Raw genomic sequence first — 17,706 nt, 5'->3', positions numbered from 1 at the left:
ACGCCGGCCGGACTCTCTCCGGTGCCGTGACCAGCGCGCAGGGCACCGGCTGGCTCCGCGTCGTCGCGGAGCGCCCCGACAAGGCGCGCGGGAAACTCTGGGACGGTCCCAAGACCGCCCAGGAGCTGTTGCCTCCCGAGATCCCCCGCCCCGCCCTCCACCACGTCCACGACTGGCAGGCCGTCGGCTGGACGTATCGGGCGGAGCTGTACCAGCACTCGGACGCCACCGTCATCTCGCGCTCACCAGTCCTGGAACACGATCCCGCCCTACCCGGATCATGGTGGGCGGAGCTGCGGACCGCGCTCGACTCCCTTGCCGAAGTCCCCACCGTGCGCATCGCCGTACGCGAGGAGTACATCCGCCGAACTGTCCCCGAGTACACGGACTGTGACGTCGGTGAGATCGAGTGGTCCACTGCCCATGGCGATTTCCACTGGGCGAATCTCGGCGGCCCCGGCCTCGCCATCCTCGACTGGGAAGGCTGGGGGCGAGCCCCGGTCGCCTTCGACGCCGCCCAGCTCTACCTCTACTCCCTCCACACCCCCGCCACTGCCGCCCGCGTCCGCCAGACCTTCGCACACATCCTCGGCACCCCGGCCGCACGCGTGGCAGAACTGACCATCTGCGCCCAGGTACTCCAGGCCGCCGACCGCACACCGTTCTACAAGGAACTGGCGAGCCCGGTGAAGGAGTACCTGGCGGCGGCATACGGGAGGACGGCAGCCCCGAGGACCGGCACGTGGTGAAGCTGATGCGGCAGGCACCCCAGTGATCGCTCAGCGCCCGCGCCGCAGCCTCCGCAGCCCGAACAGCGCGGCCAGACCCACGGCGACGACGACGGCGCCGAGCTTCACACTGCCGTTGATGCCACTTCCGCTTCCGCTTCCGAATGAGCCAGAACTCCCGCTCGCCGAAGGTGACTTGGCGGCAGGCGGCGGGTCGGGGGCGTCCTTCGCCACCACCTCGCTGTCGGCGCCCTCGCTGCTGTAGAGCAGCTTGGTGCCGTCGGCGGAGTAGGTGACGCCCTCGCCCTGTCCCTGCAGGGGGACCTCCAGCTGGCCCGCGCGTTTGATCCGGCCGGCGTCGAAGTCGTAGTAGATCCCGCCGAAGTAGCCGCGTACGGCGAGTCGTCGGCCGTCCGGCGAGAACGCCGCGTCCGTGGCCCACAGGTCGACCGGGGCGATCGGCTTGAAGATGTTCGCGCCGGAGGTGGAGAGGGTGGCCGGGCCCTCGTACAGATGCCCGCCGTCCTCCTTCTTGTCGATGATGTAGACCCGCCCGGTCTTCGGGTGGACGATCAGCGACTCGGCGTCGCGCGGACCGTTCGCGTACTTCACGACGTACTGCGTGGCGCTGACCGTCTGGTCCTTCAGCTCCTTCGGCTCGGGCAGCCGGTAGATCCAGACATACGGCCATTTTCCGCCGAAGTTGTCGCCGATGTCGCCGAGGTAGATCTCGTTGTGCGGGCCGATGGAGATGGCCTCGACGTCGCGCGGGGAGCCGATGCCGCGCAGGGTGATCCGGGCGACCGTCTTCCCGGTACGGCTGTCGACGGCGTAAACGTAGGGCCCGTCGCCGCTGTCGTTGTGCGTCCAGTAGATACCGGGGTGGAGACGGGAGGCGGCGAGCCCGCTGGACTCGTCGATCCTCGGGTCCTTGAGGGTGAATCCCTGGTCGCCGTCACCGGCGGAGGCGGACGCGGACGCGGCGGCGGGCAGCGCACAGGCGCCGGCGAGCAGCACCCCGGCGAGGACGGCGAACGAACGACGCATCCCCCAAGCCTGCCATTCCCTCCGGGGGTTCGGCCGAGCCACTCCCGTGGAGCACACCTGACGTGGCGGGCCTCACATCCCACGGCCGCGCTTGATCCTCCATTGATCGTCCATCATGAGCGGATGCTCAGGTTCATGCCCGTAGGTGACTCCATGACGATCGGGAGCGCCGGCGAGCACACCTGGCGTTACCGGCTGTGGCGTCACCTGTGCACGGCGTACGACGGCCCGTTCACCTTCGTCGGACCGCGCGAGGAGCTGTACGACAAGGCGGCCGACGCCCCCACGTCGTCCGCGTACGCCGACCCCGGCTTCCCGCGCCGGCATCTGGCCGGCTGGGGCGAGGGCTGGCTGCACATGGCCCCGCTGGTCGGCGCGGCGGTGCGCGCACACCGCGCGGACGTCCTGCTGGTCTCCCTCGGACTGATCGACCTGGGCTTCTACACCAACGCCGAGCAGACGGCGGAGAACGTCCGGGCCTTCGTCAGCGCCGCCCGGGAGGCGAACCCGCGCATCCGCATGGTCCTGCTCCCGGTCATCCCGAACGTCCGCGCCACGACGGACCCGCCCTTCGCCACCCAGGTGGACCTCTTCAACGTCCTGCTGGCGAAGGCGGTCGCCGACCTGGACGAACCCCGCTCACCGATCCTGCTGGCCTCGCCGCCCCAGTCGTACGACATCCACCTCGACACGTACGACGGCACACATCCCAACGCGAGCGGCGAGCACCGGATCGCGGAGGCGTTCGCGGGGGCGATGTGGGAGGCGTGGGGGCTCGGACAGATGTACGCGGCCGGAACGGATTGACCGGATTCCGGCGGTTCCTGGTCACGGTGCGTATCGTTGTACCGCGCGGCTGCACTCGTCCGTGGGGCAGCCGGGGAGGAGCGCCACGGTGACCATCCTGGAAGACAGGATCGAGATCAAGATGGCCGACGAGAACGCCGTATACCTGGACCAGTGGTTCGAACGGTTCGAGCGCATGCCCGTCCCCGAGGGATACAAGGCCGAGATCGTCGGGGGCAACATCTTCATGGCACCGCAGCGGGACATTCACTGGCAAACCATCCGCCATATCATCTGGGCACTTGAGGACCGCTTCGGAAGGCGGGCGCAGATTTTCACGGACGTCCGCATCGACTTCCCCGGTCCCGGGAACGGCTTCTGCCCCGACGTGGCCAAGCTGCGCGAGGGCGCCGCGAAGGACGACGAGGGCCGTTGGCGGTACGAGGACATCGAGTTCGTCGCCGAGGTCATCTCGAAGGGAACCGCCCACAACGACTACGGCCCCAAGATGACCGCCTACGCGGAGGCCGAGATCCCCGTGTACCTCATCGCGGACCCTTACCAGGGCCGGTGCCATGTGTACACCGAGCCCAAGAGGGGGGACTACACCTGCGAACTGCGCGTCGTCTACGGAACCGACGTCGACATGACCACCACCCCCCTCGGCCTCACCCTCAAGACCGACGAACTCCCCCGCGACTGACCGCCGGTGGCGCTTGCTTCGAGCCCACTTCAAGCCGTTGGCTGGGGAACCATGAAGTACACGCAGCTCGGACGCACGGGACTCAAGGTCGGCCGGCTCGTCCTCGGGACGATGAACTTCGGTCCGCAGACGGACGAGGCCGACAGCCACAGCATCATGGACGCCGCGCTGGACGCCGGCATCAACTTCTTCGACACCGCCAACGTGTACGGCTTGGGCGAGAACAAGGGCCGGACCGAGACCATCATCGGCAACTGGTTCGCCAAGGGCGGCGACCGCCGTGACAAGGTCGTCCTCGCCACCAAGGTCTACGCCAACATGGCCCCCGGCGGGCAGCCCGCCTGGCCCAACCACGACAAGCTCTCCGCGCTGAACATCCGCCGGGCCGTGGACGCCAGCCTGAAGCGGCTGCGGACCGACCACATCGATCTGTACCAGTTCCACCACATCGACCGGGACACCCCGTTCGAGGAGATCTGGCAGGCGATCGACACCCTGATCCAGCAGGGCAAGATCCTCTACGCGGGATCCAGCAACTTCCCCGGCTACAAGATCGCCCAGGCCAATGAGACCGCCGCCCGCCGCGGCACCCTCGGCCTCGTCAGCGAGCAGTGCCTGTACAACCTCGCCGAACGCCGCGCCGAGATGGAGGTCATCCCGGCCGCGCGGGAGTACGGCCTCGGCGTCATCCCGTGGTCGCCGCTGCACGGCGGTGTGCTCGGCGGGATCGTCAAGAAGGAGGTCCAGGGCGGTCGCCGCGCCTCCGGCCGGGCCGCCGACACCCTCAAGGATCCGGTCGGCCGCGCCCAGGTCCAGGCGTACGAGGACCTGGTCGACAAGCACGGCCTGGAGCCCGGCGAGGTGGCCCTGGCCTGGCTGCTGACCCGGCCGGGGGTGACCGGCCCGATCGTCGGCCCGCGCACCGCCGAGCAGCTGGACTCCGCCCTCAGGGCGGTCGAGCTGGAACTGAGCGAGGAGCTGCTGACCGGCCTGGACGAGGTCTTCCCGGGCCCGGGACCGGCGCCGGAGGCGTTTGCCTGGTAACACCAGAAGGGCAGCCGGCGAACCGGCTGCGGTTCCCCGCCGCGGCCGGGAGCTACCTGACCGCCGCGGCCACGGCGACCACAACAAACATCAGCACAAGCACACCGGCCATGATCCGGTTCCGGGTTTTCGGGTCCACGCCCCCGAGCCTAACCGGCCCCGCCCAGGGACCAGCAGGCAACCACCTCGTACCGCGGCTGCTCCCCCGGCACCCCGGACCGCGGCAGATTGCTGCGCACCAGCGCCACATCGGCCACGGTCCAGGTGCCGCTGGTGAACTCCGCGAGCGCGTCGACGTACGGCCGGGCGTCGACGCCGTCCCGGCTGCGCGCCACCGTGAGGTGGGCCTTGTACCGCCGGTGCTCCCCCATCGGCACGCCCGCCTTCCGGGCCGCGGCCTCCGCCCGGTCGGCCAGCAGCCGGAGCGCCTCCACCTCGCCCGAGGCGCCCGTCCACAGGGCCCTGCCGTGCCCGAACTGGCCACCGCCGAAGAGGGCCAGGTCGAAGGGGGTCGTGCGGCGGGCGGCGCGGGCCAGGCGGTCCGACAGGTCCGGTACGAGGTCGTCGGCGACCTCGCCGTAGAAGGCGAGGGTGAAGTGCCAGCCCGGACGGCCTGTCCAGCGCAGCCGCTCCGCACCGGGCAGTGCCTTCAACCGGGCGACCTCGACGGCGAGTTCCTGCACGACGCGCTCCGGAGGGAGTACCGCGGCGAAGAGTCTCATGCCTTCACCTTCGCAGACGCGTCTGTGCATGATGACCTTCATGACGCTCACCATTCGCGAAGGCGGCCCCGACGACCTCCCCCTCATACTCGGCATGCTCGACAGCTGCGTGGAGTGGCTGACCGCGCAGGGGCGCACCGGCCAGTGGGGGACGAAGCCGCTGTCGGAGAACCCGAAGGTGGCGGAATCGGTCGCCGGCTACATGGAGCGGGGCAGGACGTACATCGCCGAGGCCGACGGTGTGCCGGCCGCCACGCTCACCCTCTCCGCGGCGCCCGGCCCCTATCTGTCGCATCTGCCCTCGCCCGGCGAGCCCGAGCGGTACATCCACTGGCTCGCCTCCGACCGTCGCTTCAAGGGGCGGGGCGCCGGTGCCGCCCTGCTCGCGCACGCGGCCGAGGTGACCCGTGAGGCCGGGGTCTCCCTGCTGCGCGTGGACTGCTACGCGGGCGACGACCGCAAGCTCGTCGCCTACTACGAGGCCAACGGCTTCACCCCGACGCAGACCTACACCTCCGGCGAGCAGAACGACTGGCCGGGGCAGGTACTGGCACGCCGGGTGCGGTAGCGGCTCCGGGCACGGGCCGCCACGCGGCCGACGGCGGTACGACCCGCCAGGGGCGCGGGGCTGTATCGAAATGCGGCTCCGCCGCGTGGGCGCGACCGGCCGCGGCGGACCCGCAGCCGGCAACGCACCAGCCCCCCACGGCGCACTCCCGCCCCGTCGGCAGGCCTACGTGACGGCCAGTTGCTCCCGCTCCCGCGGCACGAAGCGCACCCGCGGATGCCCCCCGTGCCAGCCCACCGACAGGCGCAGTCCGCCGATCCGGGCCAGGACCAGGCCGATCGCGGCGGCCGCGACGGCGGACACGACACCGCCGAAAGCGAACCCGACCCGCGGGCCGTAGGTGTCGGTGATCCAGCCGACGACGGGCGCGCCCAGCGGCGTACCGCCCATGAACACCATCATGAACAGGGCCATCACCCGGCCGCGCATGGCCGGGTCGGTGGCCATCTGGACCGCGGTGTTCGCCGTGACGTTCACCGTGAGGCCGAAGATCCCGATCGGGACCATGAGCAGCGCGAACAGCCAGTACGACGGTGTCAGCGCGGCCACGATCTCCAGCGCGCCGAAGGCCAGCGCGGCGGCGCTCAGGACGCGCAGCCGGGCCGTGCCGCGCCGGGCGGCCAGCAGGGCGCCGGCCAGGGAGCCGGCGGCCATCAGGGTGTTGAAGAGGCTGTAGCCGCCGGCCCCGGCGTGGAAGACATGCTCGGCGTAGGCCGAGAGCCACACCGGGAAGTTGAAGCCGAAGGTGCCGATGAAGCCGACGAGGACGATCGGCCAGATCAGCTCGGGGCGGCCGGCCACATAGCTCAGGCCCTCCCGCAGCTGGCCCTTTCCGCGCGGTGCGCGCCGGACCACGTGCAGTTCGCGGGCGCGCATCAGCAGCAGGCCGGTGATGGGCGCGACGAAGGACAGGCCGTTGGCGAGGAACGCCCAGCCGGTGCCCACCCCGGTGATCATCAGGCCGGCGACGGCCGGGCCGACCAGGCGGGCGGACTGGAAGTTCGCCGAGTTCAGACTGACCGCGTTCTGCAGCTGCCCGGAGCCGACCATCTCGGAGACGAAGGACTGGCGGGCCGGGTTGTCGAGCACCGTGGCGAGGCCGACGGCGAAGGCGGCGACGTAGACGTGCCAGACCTGGACATGGCCGGTGAGGGTCAGGGCGGCGAGCGCGAGGCCCGCGAGGGCCATGGCGGTCTGGGTGACCAGCAGCGTGGGGCGTTTGGGCAGGCGGTCGACCAGGACACCGCCATAGAGGCCGAACAGCAGCATCGGCAGGAACTGCAGGGCCGTGGTGATGCCCACGGCCGCGGAGGAGCCGGTGAGACCGAGGACGAGCCAGTCCTGGGCGATGCGCTGCATCCAGGTGCCGGTGTTGGAGACGACCTGGCCTATGAAGAACAGCCGGTAGTTCCGGACCTTCAGCGAGCTGAACATCGAGGACGTGCGGGCGGCGGGGGTAGTAGTGGCGGTCGGTGCGGGGACGGAAGGTGTTCCGGGTCCCGTACTCAAAGTGGCTTCGCCTCCTCCTTGCGGGGTCTTACAGGTGTGCGAGCTTCTCCAGCACGGGGGCGGCGGCGCGCAGTGCGGCCCACTCGTCCTCGTCGAGGCCCTCGACCAGGCCGGCCAGGAACGCGTTGCGCTTGCGACGGCTCTGTTCGAGCATCGTCTCGGCCTGCTCGGTCTGGGTGACGACCTTCTGCCGCCGGTCCTCGGGGTGCGGCTCCAGCCGGACCAGTCCCTTGGCCTCCAGCAGCGCGACGATGCGGGTCATCGACGGCGGCTGGACATGCTCCTTGCGGGCGAGCTCGCCCGGGGTGGCCGAGCCACAGCGGAAGAGGGTGCCGAGCACCGACATCTCGGTGGGGCTCAGCGACTCGTCGACCCGCTGGTGCTTGAGCCGACGGGACAGCCGCATCACGGCGGAGCGGAGGGCGTTCACGGCGGCAGCGTCGTCGCCATGGGTAAGGTCCGGCATGTTCTTTAGAGTAACTCATTACTCTCCCTAAAGACCACCGCGACACAGGCGAAATGCCCGTGACCCTGGCCACGGAACCCCATAGATCACCCATATGAGTGAGTCGGTTCCGGAAAGTGACACACCGGGTGGCCGGATATGGCGACCCTCGTACACATGGGGACCAGTGTGCTCAGCCTGCGGATAGACGGGGAGCTGCTCGAAAGGCTCCGGCACCATGCGGCGAAAAGAGGAATGAGCGTGCAGGACTATGTGGTCCGCACGCTCGTCCGGGACGACTTCGACGAGCGGTTCCAGACCGCCGTCGAGGAGACGGAGAAGTTCTACGGGGTCACCTGAGGGACCCCGGGGGCGCTCAGGTCAGGCCCAGGGCCGGCATCAGGTAGTAGAAGGCGAAGACCGCCGAGACGACGTACATCGGGACCGGGATCTCCCGGAACCGGCCGCCGGCCAGGCGCAGCACCGTGAAGGTGAGGAAGCCCATGCCGATGCCGTTGGTGATCGAGTAGGTGAACGGCATCATCAGCATCGTCACGAACGCCGGCATCGCGATCGTGTAGTCCGCCCAGTCGATCTCCTTGATCGAGTTCGACAGGATCAGGAAGCCGACCGCGATCAGCGCCGGGGTGGCCGCCTGGGAGGGGACCATCGTGGCGACCGGGGTGAGGAACAGCGCCGCGGCGAAGAGGCCGCCCGTGACGACGTTCGCGAGGCCCGTCCGGGCGCCCTCACCGACACCGGCCGTGGACTCCACGAACGCGGTGGTGGCCGAGGAGGAGCTGGCACCGCCCGCCGCCACCGCGAGGCCGTCGACGAAGAGGACCTTGTTGATACCCGGCATATAGCCCTGGGCGTCGGTCAGCTTGGCCTCGTCGCTGACGCCCATGATCGTGCCCATCGCGTCGAAGAAGCACGACAGCAGGACCGTGAAGACGAAGAGGACGCCGGTCAGCGCGCCGACCTTGGAGAAGCCGCCGAACAGGCTGACCTGGCCGACCAGGCCGAAGTCGGGGGTGGCGACCGGATTGCCCGGCCACTTCGGGACGGTCAGGCCCCAGGACGAGACCGTGGTGACCGCGTTGATGATCACCGCGAGGACGGTCATGCCGACGATCGAGATCAGGATCGCGCCCGGCGTCCTGCGCACGATCAGCGCGAAGGTCAGCAGCGCGCCGAGGATGAAGACCAGCACCGGCCAGCCGTGCAGATGACCGCCCGTGCCGAGCTGCAGCGGGACGGTGGTGTCGGCGGCGTCCGGCATGCGCGTGACGAAGCCGGAGTCGACGAGACCGATCAGCATGATGAACAGGCCGATACCGATCGAGATCGCCTTGCGCAGGCCGAACGGCACGGCGTTCATCACACGCTCGCGCAGCCCCGTGGCGACCAGCAGCATGACCACGAAACCGGCCAGGACGACCATGCCCATGGCGTCCGGCCAGGACATCCGGGGCGCGAGCTGCAGCGCGACGACCGAGTTCACGCCGAGGCCAGCGGCGAGCGCGATCGGCACATTGCCGATGACGCCCATGAGCAGCGTGGCGAACGCGGCCGTCAGCGCGGTCGCCGTCACCAGCTGGCCGTTGTCCAGGTGGTGCCCGTACATGTCCTTCGCGCTGCCGAGGATGATCGGGTTCAGCACGATGATGTACGCCATCGCAAAGAAGGTGGCGAAACCACCGCGGACCTCCCGGGCGACGGAGCTGCCGCGCTCGGAGATCCTGAAGTAGCGGTCGAGCACGCCATGGGGCTGCGAACCGCCCGGTATCTCGGGGGTGGGGACCTTGGCGGGGGCCGGGCTGGACATGCGCATCCTCATCACCAAAGGGGGTCCCCCGAGCCCCTTTGGAGTTTCATACGAGCAGAAGTGGTCAAAGACAAACGGTTTCAGTATGAAGGTATGAGTGCGAGATCGCTATCTCCGCGCGTAGAAGACGGGCACGCTTAAGCTGTCCGCATGGCTAAGTGGACCCCCAAGCACGAGGCGCCGGAGCCCCTGGAGGGGCCCGTGGTCGCCACGATCGTCGGCGGCACCATCGTGTGGTTCGTGCTCTTCCTGGTCCAGCTCCCCTTCTACGGCTGGTTCGCCGACCACGGACATCTGTGGTGGCTGTGGACCTGTCTGACCGGGGGCGGACTGGGGCTGATCGGGATCTGGTACGTCAGGAAGCGGGACGCGGCGATCAAGAGGGCGGCGGGGCTCCGGCCGACGTCGGCGGAGCAGCTGTGACCGAGTCCTTGAGCCGGCCGCTCTGAGCGCGGCAGTTGGCCAGAGGGCGACGACGGGCTCGGGGCTCCTTCTTGAGCCGGTCGAAGCCGGTGGTCGGCCGCCCGCCGCGCCCCGGCGGCGCCAGGGCGCGGCATGGTCACACTTCTCCGAGATGGCGTGCGGGAAGGGGCCACAGGCCCACGCGCACCCCTCGTCGTACTCCCGTTCCCAGCAGGTGGAAGATGGGACAGAGGGGGGTATGTGATGACCGTACAGCGAGCGAGGGCTACGGCGCAGAGCACGGGCGAGGCACCGAAGAAGCGCGGCGCAGGTCGGCTGTCGCCCGGCCGGACCCGATCCCTGGGCGCCCTACTGATCCTGCTGTCCCTGATCGCGGCGGTGCTCTGCTACCTCGCGTTCACCGCGTGGCTGCCCTCCGACCGGGAACGCTATCGGGACTACCGGGCCGCCGAGCCGTGCCCCGCCCATGCGACTGAGCAGGTCCGGGCGGAGAAGGACTGCCTGAGCACCTGGCGGTACATTGTCGAGAAGACGGTGATCAAGGACGGCGGGAAGAGTTCCACCTATCAGGCAACCCTGAAGGGCGGGGCTTCCTGGCGGAGGGTCGTGGACTTCGGCGACCCGGGGCCGCTCCTGGAGAAGCTGGAGCCGGGCGACCAGGTCACCGGCACCATCTGGCGCCGCACCATCGTGGTGCTCAGCAAGGACGGCGTCCGGCAGAACACCTCCGAAGCGCCACGCGACGAGCTCCAGATGAACGCCGCCTTCGGCCTCATGGCCGCGCTCCTCGCGGCCCTGATGTTCGTCTTCGGCGCAGTGCGCCTGGTCAGCCCTTGTGCCCCCGAACCCTTCACCTGGAACCCGTACGGCAGGCGGATGCTCATCACCATCGCCGCCGTCTGCCTCGGGGTGGGGCTCCTGACCGTGTGGACCGGGATCCCCTGGTGGGTCGTGCCCGCTGTGGTCGTACCCGTCGTGGTGGGCGCGGCCGGAGTGATGTACCGCGACCTGCGGCGGGGGGGCGCAGGCAGGGCGTGACGGCACCGCGACACCCGCGGCACGCTCCACCATGGTGAGCAAGTGACGAAAGCCCTCGATACGGGTTCGGTCGGGTAGCCGGAGCCACGACGTGTGACTGAGCGCTTCAGTCGGCCAAGTCGAGCGCTCAGTCACAGTGGCCCGGTCGGGTGGGCGGGCGGGCGAAGCCCCACGTACCGTCGATTACATGACCCACATAGACGCGGGCGCGGAACTCGACCCCGTGCATCCGGTGGCCCTACCAGCAGGCAGACCGGCGGGCCTGACCAGTGCTGACGTAGCGGACCGCGTCCATCGCGGCCAGGTCAACGACGTTCCCGTGCGCAGCAGCCGGTCGCTCGGGGAGATCGTCCGGGCCAATGTCTTCACCCGGTTCAACGCGATCATCGGCGTGCTCTGGGTGGTCATGCTGTTCGTCGCGCCGATCCAGGACAGCCTGTTCGGCTTTGTGATCCTCGCCAACACCGGCATCGGCATCGTCCAGGAATGGCGGGCCAAGCAGACCCTCGACTCGCTCGCGGTGATCGGGGAGGCCCGGCCGACGGTGCGCAGGGACGGGAACGCCGTCGAAGTCGCCACCAACGAGATCGTGCTCGACGACCTCATCGAGATCGGGCCCGGCGACAAGATCGTCGTGGACGGGGTGTGCGCGGAGGCCGACGGGCTGGAGATCGACGAGTCGCTGCTCACCGGCGAGGCCGACCCCGTCGTCAAACGCGCCGGCGACCCGGTGATGTCCGGCAGCTTCGTGGTCGCGGGCGGCGGCGCCTTCACGGCGACCAAGGTCGGCCGCGAGGCCTACGCCGCCCAGCTCGCGGAGGAGGCCTCCCGCTTCACTCTGGTCCACTCCGAGCTGCGCACCGGTATCTCCACGATCCTCAAGTACGTCACCTGGATGATGGTCCCGGCGGCCGTGGGACTCGTCATCACCCAGCTCGTCGTCAAGAGCAACGGGCTCAAGGACGCCGTCGCGCGGACCGTCGGCGGGATCGTGCCGATGGTCCCGGAGGGGCTGGTGCTGCTCACCTCCGTCGCCTTCGCGATCGGCGTCATCCGGCTCGGCCGCAAACAGTGCCTGGTGCAGGAGCTGCCGGCGATCGAGGGGCTGGCCCGCATCGACACCGTCTGCCTGGACAAGACCGGCACCCTCACCGAGGGCGGCATGGACGTCACCGAGCTGCGGATGCTGGACGGCGCGGACACGACGTACGTACACAAGGTGCTCGGCGCGCTCGGCGAGTCCGACCCGCGCCCCAACGCCTCCCTCCAGGCGATCATCGACGCCTACCCGGACAGCGAGGAATGGCGCTGCGTGGAGTCGCTGCCCTTCTCCTCGGCCCGCAAGTACAGCGGGGCCGCGTTCAGCGAGGCCGACGGCGAGGCCAGCACCTGGCTGCTCGGCGCCCCGGACGTCCTGCTGACCGACCGGGACCCGGCCCTGGCCGAGACCGAGCGCCTCAACGAACAGGGGCTGCGGGTGCTGCTGCTGGCCCGCGCGAGCCGCGACCTGGACGATCCCGACCCCGCCCATGGCGTCCGCCCCACCGCGCTCGTCGTCCTGGAGCAGCGGCTGCGGCCCGACGCGGCCGACACCCTGCGCTACTTCGCGGACCAGGACGTCCGGGCCAAGGTCATCTCCGGTGACAACGCGGTGTCCGTGGGCGCGGTCGCCGCCAAGCTGGGCCTGGAAGGTACGGCGGTGGACGCGCGGCGGCTGCCCGCCGACCCGGCCGGGATGGCGGAAGCGCTGGACGAGGGGACCGTCTTCGGGCGGGTCACCCCGCAGCAGAAGCGGGACATGGTGGGCGCGCTCCAGTCCCATGGGCACACCGTCGCGATGACCGGCGACGGTGTGAACGACGTGCTCGCGCTGAAGGACGCCGACATCGGGGTCGCCATGGGCTCCGGCTCGGAGGCGACCCGGGCGGTGGCCCAGATCGTGCTGCTGAACAACAGCTTCGCGAGCCTGCCCTCGGTCGTCGGCGAGGGCCGCCGGGTGATCGGCAACATCACGCGCGTGGCGACGCTGTTCCTGGTGAAGACGGTCTACTCGGTGCTGCTGGCGGTGCTGGTGGTGTGCTGGCAGGTCGAATACCCCTTCCTGCCACGGCACCTGACCCTGCTGTCCACCCTGACCATCGGTGTCCCGGCATTCTTCCTCGCCCTCGCGCCCAACAAGGAGCGGGCGAGACCCCACTTCGTGCGGCGGGTCATGCGGTACTCGATCCCGGGTGGCGTGGTGGCCGGCGCGGCGACCTTCGTGATGTATCTGATCGCCCGTCACTCCTACACCGGCTCGGGCCAGCTGAGCGCGGAGACCAGCGCGGCGACCCTGACGCTCTTCCTGATCTCCATGTGGATCCTGGCGATCGTCGCCCGCCCCTACACCTGGTGGCGGGTGCTGCTGGTGGCGTCGATGGGCCTGGCGTTCGTCCTCATCCTGGCCGTGCCCGCGCTGCAGACCTTCTTCGCGCTGAAGCTGGTCGGTATGGCCATGCCATGGACCGCCGTCGGCATCGCGGTGGTGGCGGCGGCCGCCCTGGAGTTCCTGTGGAAGTGGGTCGACCGCCGCTTTCCCGACTAGTCGGGCGTTACTTCTGGTCGGGCGTTACTTCACGCCGACGTAGACACCCGTGGCGCTGACGCCCGGGGTGGTGGAGATGCCGGCGTAGCTGTAGCGCCAGTAGCCGGCGGCGCTCGCGGTGGCGGTGGCCTTCACATTGCCGGAGGTGTCCGACGTCACCGTCTTGATCGTGGTGTACGTGGTCGTGCCGGACTTGCGGAACTGGAGCCTGACCGACTGGCCGCCGACCGTGTTGTACGTGTGCTTCTCCCAGTCGGCGCGGGTCAGCTTGCCCGAGACCGTGACCGTCCCGCCCTTGGTGACGGACGTCGCGCTCACGGTCGTCGTCAGCTTCGAGTAGCGCTGCACCAGCGTGCTGCCGAGGCCGCTCTGGTCCTTGTAGCCGACCTTGCTCATATCGGGGTTCTGCTGGTCCTGGCCGTTGAAGGCGATGGCCTCGGCGGCCACGCTCCAGCCGCCGGCCCAGGCGTTCATCAGGCCGCCGTCGGACGGGGGGTCGGCCGGGTAGATGTCGACGGTGCCCTTGCAGGTGGCCGTCGTCGACGTGGTGGCGGTGCAGGTCGCCGGAGCGCCGTACAGCTCGGGGGCCGTGTCGCTGTAGGTGCCGTGGTAGAGGAAGGCGTCCGTGTAGAAGTCGCTCGCGGCGATGTTCACGTCGGTGCCGTGCGTCATGGTGTACGTGTACGAGACGCTGACCGCGTTGGTGGTGCCCACCTTGACCGCCTTGGCGATCGAGACGTTGGAGAAGCTCACGTTCAGCGTGTAAGGGGTGCCCGAGTCGGTGACGGCCTGCGCGGCCGGGACTGCGAGGGCGGAGAGGGCCAGGGCGCCGGAGACGGCGGCCACGGTGGCACGTATGCGCATGTGCGTTTCCCCTGGAGGGAGAAGTGATCGTGGAGTCGGTTGACTCGCGCGATCAGATCCGCGGGGGATGCGACAGGTTGTACGTGCGTTCCGCCCGCGGATCAGATTTTATGCGCAGCTTACTGATCCATTACCTCATGTCGGTGAAGTCAGTCGAACCAGCGGTCCCGGGCCAGTTCCTCCGTCCGGGACGGGTCCTCCAGCAGGGCCGCCACCTCGAAGCGGCGCGGCCACTGCCCCGCCGCCCAGGCCAGCCCCGCCGCCACACCCTCCAGCGTGGCCGCGTGCAGCACGCCGTCGTCGGTGAGCCGCCAGTCGATCTCCACGCCGTCCACGACCAGTTCCTCGTGCTCGACGTACGTCGCGGGCGTGCGCGGCCCGAGCAGCACCCGCACCGACTCCGGTACGTCGTGCTCGGCGCCCTCGCTCGTCACCTCGCCGGTGACGGACTCGCTCAGCCGCCGCACCTGGAACAGCTCCGCCAGCTCGGCCGCGCGGGCCGGCCGGACCGGCAGCAGCGGCACCCCCGAGGTGAAGGGCAGCAGATCGGGCGAGTCGACGACCACGGCGTCGGCGGCGTCCACGACCTCCGCCCGCCCGTCGAGAACGGCGCGCAGCTCGTCCGGCAGGGTCACCTGCTCCGGGTCCAGCTCCCCCAACGCCCCGTACAGTCCGTGCAGTTGGGCCGTTCCGACCGGCCGCTCGGGGTCGGCCAGCCGGTCCAGCAGCTCGGCGGCGCCGCCCGGCTCGTCCAGCAGTGCCGCCACCGACGTCCGTACGCCCAGCGCCCGCAGCACCTGCTCGTCCTCGAAGCCGGTCGCGTCGGCCTCGTCGTACAGCCCGTGCAGCAGCGGATCGCCGCCGGCCGCGAGGAGACCGGCCGGCCGCCGCCCGTCGAGCACCGGGTGCCCGCGCAGCCACCAGGCCGTGTACGGCCGTACGACCTCGTGGGTGCCGTCGGGCAGCAGGATCCGCACCGGCTGGGTGAGGGCGTCCCGCAGCGGCGGCTGCGCGAGCAGCGCGAGCGCCTGCGGCCACCGCGCGTCGTCCACCAGGTCCAGATCGCGTACGGCGACCAGCTCGGTGGCGACCGGCGGTACCGGGCTGTCCGGGAAGCGGTCGAGGAGGTCCTCGCACCACACGTCGACGGAGTCCAGCAGCCCGGGGTCGTCGGGCTCGGCGAAGTCGCTCTCCCTGGGTTCCAGTTCGTCCGGGTCGAGGACGACATCGGTGGCGCGGACCAGCGCGAAGTTCGCGAGCACCCCGCAGGCGGCCAGCGGCTGCTCGCCCCACTTCTCGGCCAGCTCGGGGTCCACGGCGGCCAGCTCGTCCTCGCGGATCACCTGGGCGAAGGGGCTGCCGGGAAGGACCAGTTCACCGGCCGGAGCCAGTTCCCCGTCCTCGTCGGGCAGGGCGAGCGCGCCCAGCCAGGGCTCGTCCCCCGGCTCAAGACCGGCGTCCCGCACCAGCCCGAGAACCGTCTCGGCCAGCTCCTCGGCGTCCGGCGCCTCCTCCTCCCAGCCGAGGCCGCCCTCCTCGTCCAGCGAGGCGGCGACGGCGGCCCGCACCTGCGGGGTGGTGAGCACCGCGCGCGGGGTGGCGGACAGCGCGCCCAGCTTCTCCAGCAGCGGATGCGCCGCATCCTGGTGGACGACCTTCAGCCCGAGCCGTCCGAGGACGTCCGGGTCGATCCGGGCGCCGTCCGGGGTGGGCAGCAGCACCTGTCGCGGACCGATGGTCGTCCGCCGGTCGGCGAGCGGCACCGGCAGCCCGGACAGCCGCTCGGGGTCGACCCCGGCGAGGCTGTCGTAGAGCCGCCACCACCACTCGGGGTCCTTCTCCAGCCCGGCGAGCCGGTCGACGGCATCGGCGAGCGGCAGCCGGGCGACGCCGAGGGTGCGCAGCTCGACGCGGCGTTCCAGGCCGGCCGGGAGCAGCGTGGGCAGCACCTCGGCGAGCACCCGTACGGTGTCCGCGCCGGCGCCCTCCACGATCTCGGCGTCCCGGGGCCGTACGACCTGCGGCAACTCGTCCTCGCCGCCCGGCCCCGGCACGGCGGGCGGCAGGAAGGCGGTGCGCGGCAGCCTCTCCAGGACGGCCTCGCGCAGCGCCCCGTCCAGCTGCCCCTTGCCGAGCGGGCCGGGCACGAGGTCGACGATCCCCTCCGTGACCGGCCGCCACTCGGTGAGCAGCTCGGCGTAGACGTCGGCCGCGCGCTGCACCAGGAAGTCGGTGAGCGGACCGGGCGCCGGGTGCCGGCGGGTGGTGTCGAGGGGGAAGGAGGCGATCAGCAGGGCGGGCACGCCGAGGGGTTCGTCGCTGGGAGTGGGGGCGTGCACGACCGGGGCGGTACGGGGCCGGGCCGGGGCGCCATAGGCGTCGACGGGTACGGCCCAGGCCACCGTCCAGTGGGGTCGCAGCCGCTCCTCCAGCGGGCGGTCGGCGAGCAGTTCGGGGGTCAGCGGCCCGTGCCCGGAGGCGGTGCGCCAGTTGGTGATGCCGTCGCGGGAGTCCTCCACGACCGTGAAGGCGCCGTCGGTGCGGCGGGTGAGGGTGCGCGGCGCCTCGTCACCGACCTCCACGACCACCTCGCGCAGGCCGGGAAGGGCGAGGAGCAGCGCGTCGTCGACGGCGTGCAGCAGCCGCTCGGCGAGATCGGCGGCGGCCGCGTCCCGCAGCGGCAGGATGACGGCGGTGTCGTACGGGTCCGGGGCGGTGCCCTCGGCGGCGAACGGCAGCCGGAGCAGCGGCACATGCCCGTCCCGGCGCCGCACCTCGTCCCCCAGCCCCGGGCTGTGCCGGGCGGTCCCGGCGGCCAGCTCCCGCGCCTCGGCGAGCGCCCAGCGCACGCCCCCGTGCCGGCCCACGATCGCGGGCTCGTCGGTCACCGAGAGCACGGCGGCGAACCCGACCCCGAACCGCCCGACGGCCCCCTGTGTCACCTCGACGTCCCGCTTCGCGGACGCCCGCAGCGTGGACAGCGACTCGACACCGGCCGCGTCCAGCGGCGCACCGGTGTTGGCGGCGACGAGCACGCCGTCCCTGAGGGTGAGCCGCAGCCGCCCCGGCACCTTCGCCCGCGCGGCGGCGTCGGCGGCGTTCTGGGCCAGCTCGACGACGAGCCGGTCCCGGTAGCCGCCGAGGACCAGGTCCTCCTCGGCGTTGGCGTCCTCACGGAACCGGGCGGGGCTCGCCGCCCAGGCATCGAGGACACCGCGACGCAGACGGGCGGTGCCGAAGGGGTCGGCGCCCTCGGCCGCCGGCCGCACGTACTTGCTCACGTTCTCACTCCTCGTCGACGACGACTGAAGGTACCGCGCCGGGGGAGGCGCGCGGCGCGAGCGGGGGCGGGTGCAGGGCGGTGGGGTGAGCGGACGTCGATGCTGATAGAGATGAAGATCCTGTTGTCAGTGGTCG

At 70.8% G+C, this 17,706-nt stretch carries 16 protein-coding genes; 9 read left to right on the top strand and 7 right to left on the bottom strand.

Going from position 1 to position 17,706, the window contains the following annotated elements:
• The first annotated feature begins 26 nt into the window (after positions 1–26).
• Complete coding sequence (locus IE277_RS07240; RefSeq protein ID WP_229880915.1) at positions 27–749, top strand: phosphotransferase family protein; 723 nt, start codon at positions 27–29, stop codon at positions 747–749.
• 30 nt (positions 750–779) lie between these two features.
• On the opposite strand, the gene IE277_RS07235 is transcribed toward IE277_RS07240, so the two are convergent.
• Positions 780–1,775: a WD40 repeat domain-containing protein gene (locus IE277_RS07235; RefSeq protein ID WP_189949633.1), complete on the bottom strand. Its 996-nt coding sequence runs from the start codon at positions 1,773–1,775 to the stop codon at positions 780–782.
• A gap of 123 nt (positions 1,776–1,898) precedes the next feature.
• On the opposite strand from IE277_RS07235, the gene IE277_RS07230 reads away from it, so the two are divergent.
• The 3 genes from IE277_RS07230 to IE277_RS07220 all read left to right on the top strand — a co-directional run bounded on the left by IE277_RS07230 (position 1,899) and on the right by IE277_RS07220 (position 4,308).
• Complete coding sequence (locus tag IE277_RS07230) at positions 1,899–2,582, top strand: GDSL-type esterase/lipase family protein (protein WP_189949631.1); 684 nt, start codon at positions 1,899–1,901, stop codon at positions 2,580–2,582.
• Between the two features lie 88 nt (positions 2,583–2,670).
• A complete protein-coding gene (locus tag IE277_RS07225) occupies positions 2,671–3,264 on the top strand; it encodes a Uma2 family endonuclease (RefSeq protein ID WP_189949629.1) in 594 nt (197 codons plus the stop codon).
• A gap of 51 nt (positions 3,265–3,315) precedes the next feature.
• A complete protein-coding gene (locus IE277_RS07220; RefSeq protein ID WP_189949627.1) occupies positions 3,316–4,308 on the top strand; it encodes an aldo/keto reductase in 993 nt (330 codons plus the stop codon).
• 149 nt (positions 4,309–4,457) lie between these two features.
• Here the strand turns inward: IE277_RS07220 and thpR are convergent, their stop codons facing one another.
• Positions 4,458–5,030, bottom strand: a complete 573-nt coding sequence (gene thpR, locus IE277_RS07215; RefSeq protein WP_189949626.1) for an RNA 2',3'-cyclic phosphodiesterase — start codon at positions 5,028–5,030, stop codon at positions 4,458–4,460.
• Between the two features lie 40 nt (positions 5,031–5,070).
• Here thpR and IE277_RS07210 point away from each other — a divergent pair, with 40 nt between their 5' ends.
• Positions 5,071–5,598 (top strand): GNAT family N-acetyltransferase, encoded by a 528-nt coding sequence (locus IE277_RS07210; protein ID WP_189949624.1) that lies wholly within the window; start codon positions 5,071–5,073, stop codon positions 5,596–5,598.
• Between the two features lie 165 nt (positions 5,599–5,763).
• On the opposite strand, the gene IE277_RS07205 is transcribed toward IE277_RS07210, so the two are convergent.
• Positions 5,764–7,107 carry an MFS transporter gene (locus IE277_RS07205; RefSeq protein WP_229880912.1) on the bottom strand — a complete coding sequence of 448 codons (1,344 nt, stop codon included), beginning with the start codon at positions 7,105–7,107 and terminating at the stop codon, positions 5,764–5,766.
• Positions 7,108–7,135: 28 nt separating this feature from the next.
• A complete protein-coding gene (locus tag IE277_RS07200) occupies positions 7,136–7,573 on the bottom strand; it encodes a MarR family winged helix-turn-helix transcriptional regulator (protein WP_189949622.1) in 438 nt (145 codons plus the stop codon).
• Between the two features lie 156 nt (positions 7,574–7,729).
• Here IE277_RS07200 and IE277_RS07195 point away from each other — a divergent pair, with 156 nt between their 5' ends.
• On the top strand, positions 7,730–7,912 hold the full coding sequence (locus IE277_RS07195) for a ribbon-helix-helix protein, CopG family (protein ID WP_189949620.1): 183 nt from the start codon (positions 7,730–7,732) through the stop codon (positions 7,910–7,912).
• A 16-nt stretch (positions 7,913–7,928) separates the two neighbouring features.
• Here IE277_RS07195 and IE277_RS07190 read toward each other — a convergent pair whose 3' ends face one another.
• Positions 7,929–9,380, bottom strand: a complete 1,452-nt coding sequence (locus IE277_RS07190) for an NCS2 family permease (protein ID WP_189949618.1) — start codon at positions 9,378–9,380, stop codon at positions 7,929–7,931.
• A 150-nt stretch (positions 9,381–9,530) separates the two neighbouring features.
• On the opposite strand from IE277_RS07190, the gene IE277_RS07185 reads away from it, so the two are divergent.
• The 3 genes from IE277_RS07185 to IE277_RS07175 all read left to right on the top strand — a co-directional run bounded on the left by IE277_RS07185 (position 9,531) and on the right by IE277_RS07175 (position 13,425).
• Entirely contained in the window at positions 9,531–9,803 is a 273-nt protein-coding gene (locus IE277_RS07185) for a DUF2530 domain-containing protein (protein ID WP_189949616.1), read from the top strand.
• A 243-nt stretch (positions 9,804–10,046) separates the two neighbouring features.
• Complete coding sequence (locus IE277_RS07180; RefSeq protein WP_189949614.1) at positions 10,047–10,841, top strand: hypothetical protein; 795 nt, start codon at positions 10,047–10,049, stop codon at positions 10,839–10,841.
• 187 nt (positions 10,842–11,028) lie between these two features.
• On the top strand, positions 11,029–13,425 hold the full coding sequence (locus tag IE277_RS07175; protein WP_189949613.1) for an HAD-IC family P-type ATPase: 2,397 nt from the start codon (positions 11,029–11,031) through the stop codon (positions 13,423–13,425).
• A 24-nt stretch (positions 13,426–13,449) separates the two neighbouring features.
• Here the strand turns inward: IE277_RS07175 and IE277_RS07170 are convergent, their stop codons facing one another.
• Positions 13,450–14,289 (bottom strand): hypothetical protein, encoded by an 840-nt coding sequence (locus tag IE277_RS07170; RefSeq protein WP_189949611.1) that lies wholly within the window; start codon positions 14,287–14,289, stop codon positions 13,450–13,452.
• A gap of 149 nt (positions 14,290–14,438) precedes the next feature.
• Complete coding sequence (locus tag IE277_RS07165) at positions 14,439–17,570, bottom strand: sacsin N-terminal ATP-binding-like domain-containing protein (RefSeq protein ID WP_189949609.1); 3,132 nt, start codon at positions 17,568–17,570, stop codon at positions 14,439–14,441.
• Between the last annotated feature and the right edge of the window lie 136 nt (positions 17,571–17,706).

This window comes from Streptomyces alanosinicus (assembly GCF_014650595.1).
Classification (GTDB): Bacteria; Actinomycetota; Actinomycetes; order Streptomycetales; family Streptomycetaceae; genus Streptomyces; species Streptomyces alanosinicus.
The sequence above is the reverse complement of the archived record's forward strand: the minus strand, read 5'-3'. Positions and strand labels throughout refer to the sequence as shown.